5 protein-coding genes and 1 pseudogene are annotated in these 5821 nt (G+C 71.4%); 3 read left to right on the top strand and 3 right to left on the bottom strand.

All coding sequences use genetic code 11. The features are described from left to right. Nucleotides 1-532: 532 nt before the first annotated feature. Both BG452_RS28330 and BG452_RS28325 read right to left on the bottom strand, forming a co-directional pair. Nucleotides 533-1531 (bottom strand): phospholipase, encoded by a 999-nt coding sequence (locus BG452_RS28330; protein WP_317621264.1) that lies wholly within the window; start codon nucleotides 1529-1531, stop codon nucleotides 533-535. 219 nt (nucleotides 1532-1750) lie between these two features. Beyond that, the gene (locus BG452_RS28325; RefSeq protein WP_223242847.1) at nucleotides 1751-2239 is read right to left on the bottom strand and encodes a hypothetical protein; all 489 of its coding nucleotides are present in this window, start codon (nucleotides 2237-2239) and stop codon (nucleotides 1751-1753) included. Between the two features lie 290 nt (nucleotides 2240-2529). On the opposite strand from BG452_RS28325, the gene BG452_RS28320 reads away from it, so the two are divergent. The 3 genes and pseudogenes from BG452_RS28320 to BG452_RS48180 all read left to right on the top strand — a co-directional run. After that, the gene (locus BG452_RS28320; protein WP_223242846.1) at nucleotides 2530-3084 is read left to right on the top strand and encodes a TetR/AcrR family transcriptional regulator; all 555 of its coding nucleotides are present in this window, start codon (nucleotides 2530-2532) and stop codon (nucleotides 3082-3084) included. A gap of 249 nt (nucleotides 3085-3333) precedes the next feature. Further along, nucleotides 3334-4371, top strand: coding sequence for an agmatine/peptidylarginine deiminase (locus BG452_RS28315; protein WP_188307194.1), 1038 nt, complete (start codon nucleotides 3334-3336; stop codon nucleotides 4369-4371). After that, nucleotides 4341-4613: pseudogene (locus BG452_RS48180) on the top strand (agmatine deiminase family protein); the annotation flags it as partial. The gene BG452_RS28315 and the pseudogene BG452_RS48180, both read left to right, overlap by 31 nt. Before the next feature lie 129 nt (nucleotides 4614-4742). Here the strand turns inward: BG452_RS48180 and BG452_RS28305 are convergent. Continuing rightward, nucleotides 4743-5821: agmatine/peptidylarginine deiminase (locus BG452_RS28305; RefSeq protein WP_188307193.1), on the bottom strand; the 1079-nt coding region annotated here is incomplete at its 5' end.

Here is a 5821-nt window from a genome sequence, read left to right as displayed (position 1 = left end):
AGGCCGGGGATGTCAACATATCTGGCGTTGACTTTTGGCACGCTGTTGAGTTCTCAAGGAACGGACACTTCCTTCGAGCCGCCTTCCAGCGGGCCCTCCGGGCGCTTCGTTCTTTCGTGTTTCCAGCTTATCAGATGTTTTCCGCTCCGTTTCCGGGGCTTCGTTCATCCAACTCGCCGGTGTCTTTCGGGGCTTGACGCCCTGTCCGACGTTTCAAACTCTAGCCGAACCCCGCTCCGAAAAGCGAATCCAGCTGCAATCCGATAAAAGGGCGCACGCCGAATAAGCACCGAGCCGCCACGCGAAAAGCGAAACGACCGGCACGAACCGGAAGTGGTGTTTCAAGGGATTGGCCGCTCCGGGACCGTCCGCGCCGATGCGTGTCCGGTGCTCCCTGCCGAGCGACTAGGAAACACTACCCCCACTCGGGGCTCGGAACAAACACCCGGCCCAGGGCCGTACCGCTGCGACCCCGGGCCGGGCCCTCCCCCTCTGTACGGCCCCTCCACGCGGAGCTGGGACAACCGGGCGCCTAGCGGAACAGACGGTCGCCGCTGTCGGCCATGCGGTGGGTGCCGCTGTGGTGGTTCACCCAGTCGCGGACGAGGTTGACGGCGTTGGCGCACTGCCAGCTGTCGTCGTACTCCCGCACGCCGGTGAAGGCGCCGTAGCCCGCGATGATGCCGTCCACCTGGGCGTCGCCGAGGAGCTTGTCGACGTACCAGGGGTCGTTGTAGGTGGTCGTCCACGACAGCGTGGCGGCGAGCTGGCCCGAGGCCCGGTCGGCGGCGCCCTTCTTCAGCTCCGCGCAGGTGTTCCAGGTGGCCTCGGTGCAGTTGCCGAATCCCTTGGTGATGTCACTGTCGCCGTAGTCCATCGCCCGGTGGCCGACGGGGATGCCGGCGCCGGAGCGGTTGAAGGCGGTACGGGCCTGGTCTCGGGTGCCGGTGGTGGTCATGCCCTCCAGCCGGCCGAGCTTGCCCTCCAGGCTCTTCCAGCCGCGGCCGCCGACGTCCGGGGTGTTGCCGCCGTGGTACTCGAAGAAGCCGTAGAGGACCTGGATGCCGGCGGCGGTCAGCCGCTGCGCCTTGTCGTGCAGTCCGGCGACGCTGCAGGTGCGGTTGGGCTCCTCCCCGCAGTAGTTCGGGTCCTTGATGTCCAGCCAGACCAGCGGCAGGCGGCGGCCCGCGTTGGCGTTGGAGAGGATGCGGTCGATCATGGCGTCGAAGCTGGGGCCGAGCCGGTTCTCCCCGGCGGAGGAACAGTCGTGGTAGGCGCGCCACTCGTTCGGGTTCCACCAGGCGCAGACGTCGATCTCGATGCCGTTGGCGCCGTGCTTGAGGGCCGCGTCCACACCGTCCAGGGTGTCGACCCGGTGGGCGATGGCGTAGATCGGGTGGCGCTGGTCGGCCGCCTGGGCCGGGGACGTCCCGAGCGTGGTGCCGCCGATGATCCCGCACAGCGCCGCGGCCAGCGCCGGGAGCATCCGCACGCCGGCACGGCTCATGAGGTGAGTGGTCAAGAAAGGCACTCCTTCTCGTCGGTGCCCTGAAGTGGACATGACCGATCTCGCCAACTGTACGTCGTCGAACGGCACATGGGGGCTAGAAGGGGTCAGGACACGGAGCTTCTCCCCGCATGAACGGCGGGTACCGCACAGCCCTGTGCGAACGGCCGATCGACCCGGCCGCCTGAAAGGGGCCGGGTCGGTCAGGAGGTCAGGACGTCAGGAGGCCGGGACATCGGGACGTCAGGCGCGGGCGAGCACCCAGCCCCCGAGGCCGTCGCAGGCGCCGGCGTTGTAGAGGGTGGACCGGAAGCCGGGCGGGACGGGCGAGCCCGGGCAGGTCCACAGGCCCACACGGGCGGTGTTGTGGCGCCAGGCCCCGGCTCCGTCGCAGCCGGCCACCATGTGCCCGGTGATCACGTAGCCGGCCACCACCGGGGAGCCGGAACAGGTCCAGATGCCATCCTTCGCCGGCTGCTGGTACCAGGAGCCGTAGCCGCCGCAGCCGGCGCTGTCGTGGTCGGTGATGACGTTCCCGGTGGCGACGGGCTTCCCGGAGCAGCTCCACGTGCCCGCGCCCCACCCCGTCGTCCTGGCCTCCGCCACGGACATACCGGAGACGGTGCCGCCCAGGGCGACGGCCGCGACCAAGGCGATCGCCGCCGCGACGGCTCCGGTGCCCCGACCGACGACCAGCGCGGTCGCGCGCTTCCACAACTGACGTAGCATCATGTTCGTTGTACTCCAAGGGTGTTGAGGATGGCCGCACGCCCCCGTGGGGCCGGATCCGCCGGCCCGCCCCGCCCGTCCGGCGGCGGAGCGAGAGTCACCCTAGGTGGTGGTGGCGTGAAAGTTCAGCGGAGGAGCCGAGAATTCCGGCTCCGGGGCCACCTTGTCCGAAAGCCGTCCTGCCCCTCCCCCGGGCCGGATGTCCCGGCTGACGAGACTTTCAGCTCGGGGAGGGATCTTGGCCCGACGCGCGGGTAAGGTGGTGGATCGTGGCCAGTCGTAAAACGTCGATCATGGAAGCAGCCGCGCGGGTGATCGCCCGGCGCGGGGTGCGTGGGCTGCGGGTGGAGGAGCTCGCCGCCGAGGCGGGGGTGTCCACCGCGCTGATCTACTACCACTTCAAGGACCGCACGGGGATCCTCCGGCAGACGCTGGAGTTCATCAACGACCGGGCCGAGCGCTACACGACCGAACGCGATGCGGACGCGCCGCCGCTGACCGCCCGCGAGGAGCTGGAGCAGACACTGCTGCTGGAGCTCCAGGACACCGTCGAGGTCCGGGAGAACAGCACCGCCTGGGGTGAGCTGCGGGCGAGCGCGGTGTTCGACGAGACGCTGCGCGAGGACCTGTCGCGCGCCACCCGGGTCTGGGTCCAGGAGATCGCCGAACTGCTCGGCAGTGTGCAGCCGATGTCCTCGGCGGTCGCGCTGGCCGGCGCGGCGGAGCGGCTGACCGCGCTGCTGGAGGGGCTGAGCACCCGCTGGCTCAGCGGCAGCCTGCCGCTGGCCCACGCCCGCACCCTCCTGCTGGACGCCATCGACGGTGAGGTGGTCCGGCTCGGCTCCTGACCGGAGCCGGCCTGGTCGGGCCGGGACCCGACCAGCAGGGGCGATTCGTCACGCTCCGTACAGCCTTCCAGTCGCGGAGTCATGGCACGCCGATGAGTTTGACTGATTTTTCAGTCAGTGCGAACCTGAGTGAGCAGGCAGGGTGCTGCCGCCGGCCCGTCCCCTGGTGCGCCGGTGCGTTGCGGCGCGAAGAGTGGTCTGGCGGCCCCCGCACCCTCCCCGGCACCGTCGCACGAACTGGAGACCCCGATGACCAGCTATCACGACGCCCGCACCGGCGAGGCCTACCCCTGGGTGCCCGCGGACGACGTCCCGCACGCGCGGACCTGGATGTCCTGGCCGTCCCGCCGGGGCGTGTGGGGGCTGCGCCTGGGCGGCGTCCAGGAGGACATCGCGCTGATCGCCCGCACCATCGCCGAGTTCGAGCCGGTGGTCATGTGCGCCCCCGACGACTGGACCGCGGACAAGGCCCGGGACCGCTGCGGCCCCGCGGTCGAGGTGATCACCGCCATCCCCACCGACGACCTGTGGATGCGCGACACCGCGCCGGTCTTCCGCCGGGACGGCCACGGCGGCCTGGACGCCGTGGTGCTCAACTTCAACGGCTGGGGCAACAAGCAGGTCCACTACGACGACGCCCGGGTCGCCGAGCGCATCGCCGTCCGCCGCGGCCTGCGCCACACCTACGCGGACTTCGTCGGCGAGGGCGGCGCGATCGAGACCGACGGCGACGGCACGGTGATGGCCACCGAGAGCAGCCTGGTCAACAAGAACCGCAACCGGGGCATGAGCCGGGAGGAGATCGAGGAGTCCGTCCTGGAGGCCTACGGCGCGGACAAGATGATCTGGCTGCCCGGCATCAAGGGCCAGGACATCACCGACGACCACGTGGACGTCACCTCCCGGTTCATCCGGCCCGGCGTGGTGATGGTGCAACTGCCGCCGGCCGACCGCAACGACGAGTGGGCGCGGGACGCCCGCGAGCAGTTCGCGATCCTGTCCGCCGCGACGGACGCCCGGGGCCGCCGGCTGCACGTCATGGTGGTGCACGGCCCGGACACCGTCCGCTCCCGCAGCTCCAAGTTCGTGGACTCCTACCTCAACTTCCACCTCGTCAACGGCGGCGTCATCACCGCCCAGTTCGGCGACGCCCACAAGGACGCGGCCGCGCGGGAGACGCTGGCCGCGGCCTTCCCCGGCCGCGCGGTGGTGCAGCTCGACGTCGACCGGCTGATGACCGGGGGCGGCGGCATCCACTGCTCGACCATGCACGAGCCGATGCCGTAACCCGCGCCCCGTCGCCCCGTCCGTCCGTCCGTCCGTCCGGCAAGGCATCACCGACGCCCGCGTCGACTGCCCGGCCCGGTTCGCCGCCCCCGGCGTCGTCCTGCCCGACCAGGCCTTCCGGCGACGCCCGGGCCGACGAGCGGGCCCAGCAGGCCCTCCAGCAGGACGGCCCGGGCCGGGAGACCGCCCCGGTGAGGATCGACGCGATCGCGGCCTGCGGTGGAGGCATCCACTGCGCCACCCACACCCTCCCCTCCGTGGGCCGGCCGGCCGGACGGGCCGGTCCGGGTGTCCGTCGTCGGACGGGTATCCGGGCCGGCCGCCGTTCGGGGCCGGGTCCGGTCGGCGGACCGGACCCGGCCCCGTCGGATTCAGGCGGCCGGCTGCTGCTGGGTGACGCAGTGGATCCCGCCGCCGCCCGCCCCGAGGTAGTCGATGTTGAGCTGTTCGACGGTGCGGCCGGGGAACAGCCGGGCGAGGGCGGCGCGGGCGGCGCTGTCGGCCCGGGTGTCGCCGAACTGGGCCGAGATCACCGCGTTGTCGCACAGGTAGTAGTTGGCGTAGGAGCCGACGAAGTTGGGGTCGGCCGAGCGGATCAGGTTGTAGTCGGGGCCCTGGATGGTGCTGAGCCTGATCGGGGTGCCCTGGGCTCCGGTGGCGGAGCCCAGGACCGCGTACTGCTGGCGCTCGTCCTGGGACCAGATGTCGGTGTCGCCCGGCAGTGGCAGCTGGACGACGGCGGTGCCGGCACCGAGGAAGCGCGAGGTCGCGTCCACGTGGTCGTCGGTGATGTCCTGGCCCGCGATGCCGGTGAACCAGATCACTTCGGTGGCACCGTAGGCGGCGCACATCGCGCTCTCGATCGCGGCCTGGGACATCCCGGGGTTCCGGTCGGCGTTGATGATGCTGCTGCGGGTGGCCATCAGTGTCCCCGCGCCGTCGGTCTCGATGGCGCCGCCCTCGGAGACCAGTCCGGCGGCGGTGAACGGCAGGCCGAGGTAGGCGGCGACGCGCTGGGCGACCAGGGCGTCGTTGCCGTGCGGGTTCTGGTGGTTGCCCCAGCCGTTGAAGTTGAGGCCGACGGTGTCGAGGCCGCCCGCGCCGTCGGTGCGGAAGACCGGGCCGGTGTCGCGCATCCAGCAGTCGTCGACCGGGATGTCTCCGATGACGGTGACGGCCGAGCCGCACATCGAGCGCGCCTTGGCGACGCTGGCGGGGTTGGCGCACACGGTCACCGGCTCGTACTTGGCGATGGTCCGCGCGACCAGGGCGATGTTCGCCTGGACGCCGCCGAGCTTGCCGCGCCAGATGGTGCTGTTGTCCGGCCAGGCCATCCACGTCCGGGTGTGCGGGACGGTGTCCGGCGGCACTCGGAGGCCGGCCGTGGTGGCCGGACGAGCCGGGGTGGCCGGGGCGGCCGGGGCGGGGGTGGCGCCGCGGTGCTGCGCCG

The sequence above is a fragment of the Streptomyces sp. CBMA123 genome, from assembly GCF_014596465.1.
Taxonomy (GTDB): domain Bacteria; phylum Actinomycetota; class Actinomycetes; order Streptomycetales; family Streptomycetaceae; genus Kitasatospora.
Note: the sequence above shows the minus strand (reverse complement) of the source record. Positions and strands in the feature narration are given on the sequence as shown.

Coding starts and splice junctions, on each gene's coding strand:
- BG452_RS28325 (WP_223242847.1), bottom strand. CDS start 2,239: ATGATGCTACGTCAGTTGTGGAAGCGCGCGACCGCGCTGGTCGTCGGT.
- BG452_RS28320 (WP_223242846.1), top strand. CDS start 2,530: ATGGAAGCAGCCGCGCGGGTGATCGCCCGGCGCGGGGTGCGTGGGCTG.
- BG452_RS28315 (WP_188307194.1), top strand. CDS start 3,334: ATGACCAGCTATCACGACGCCCGCACCGGCGAGGCCTACCCCTGGGTG.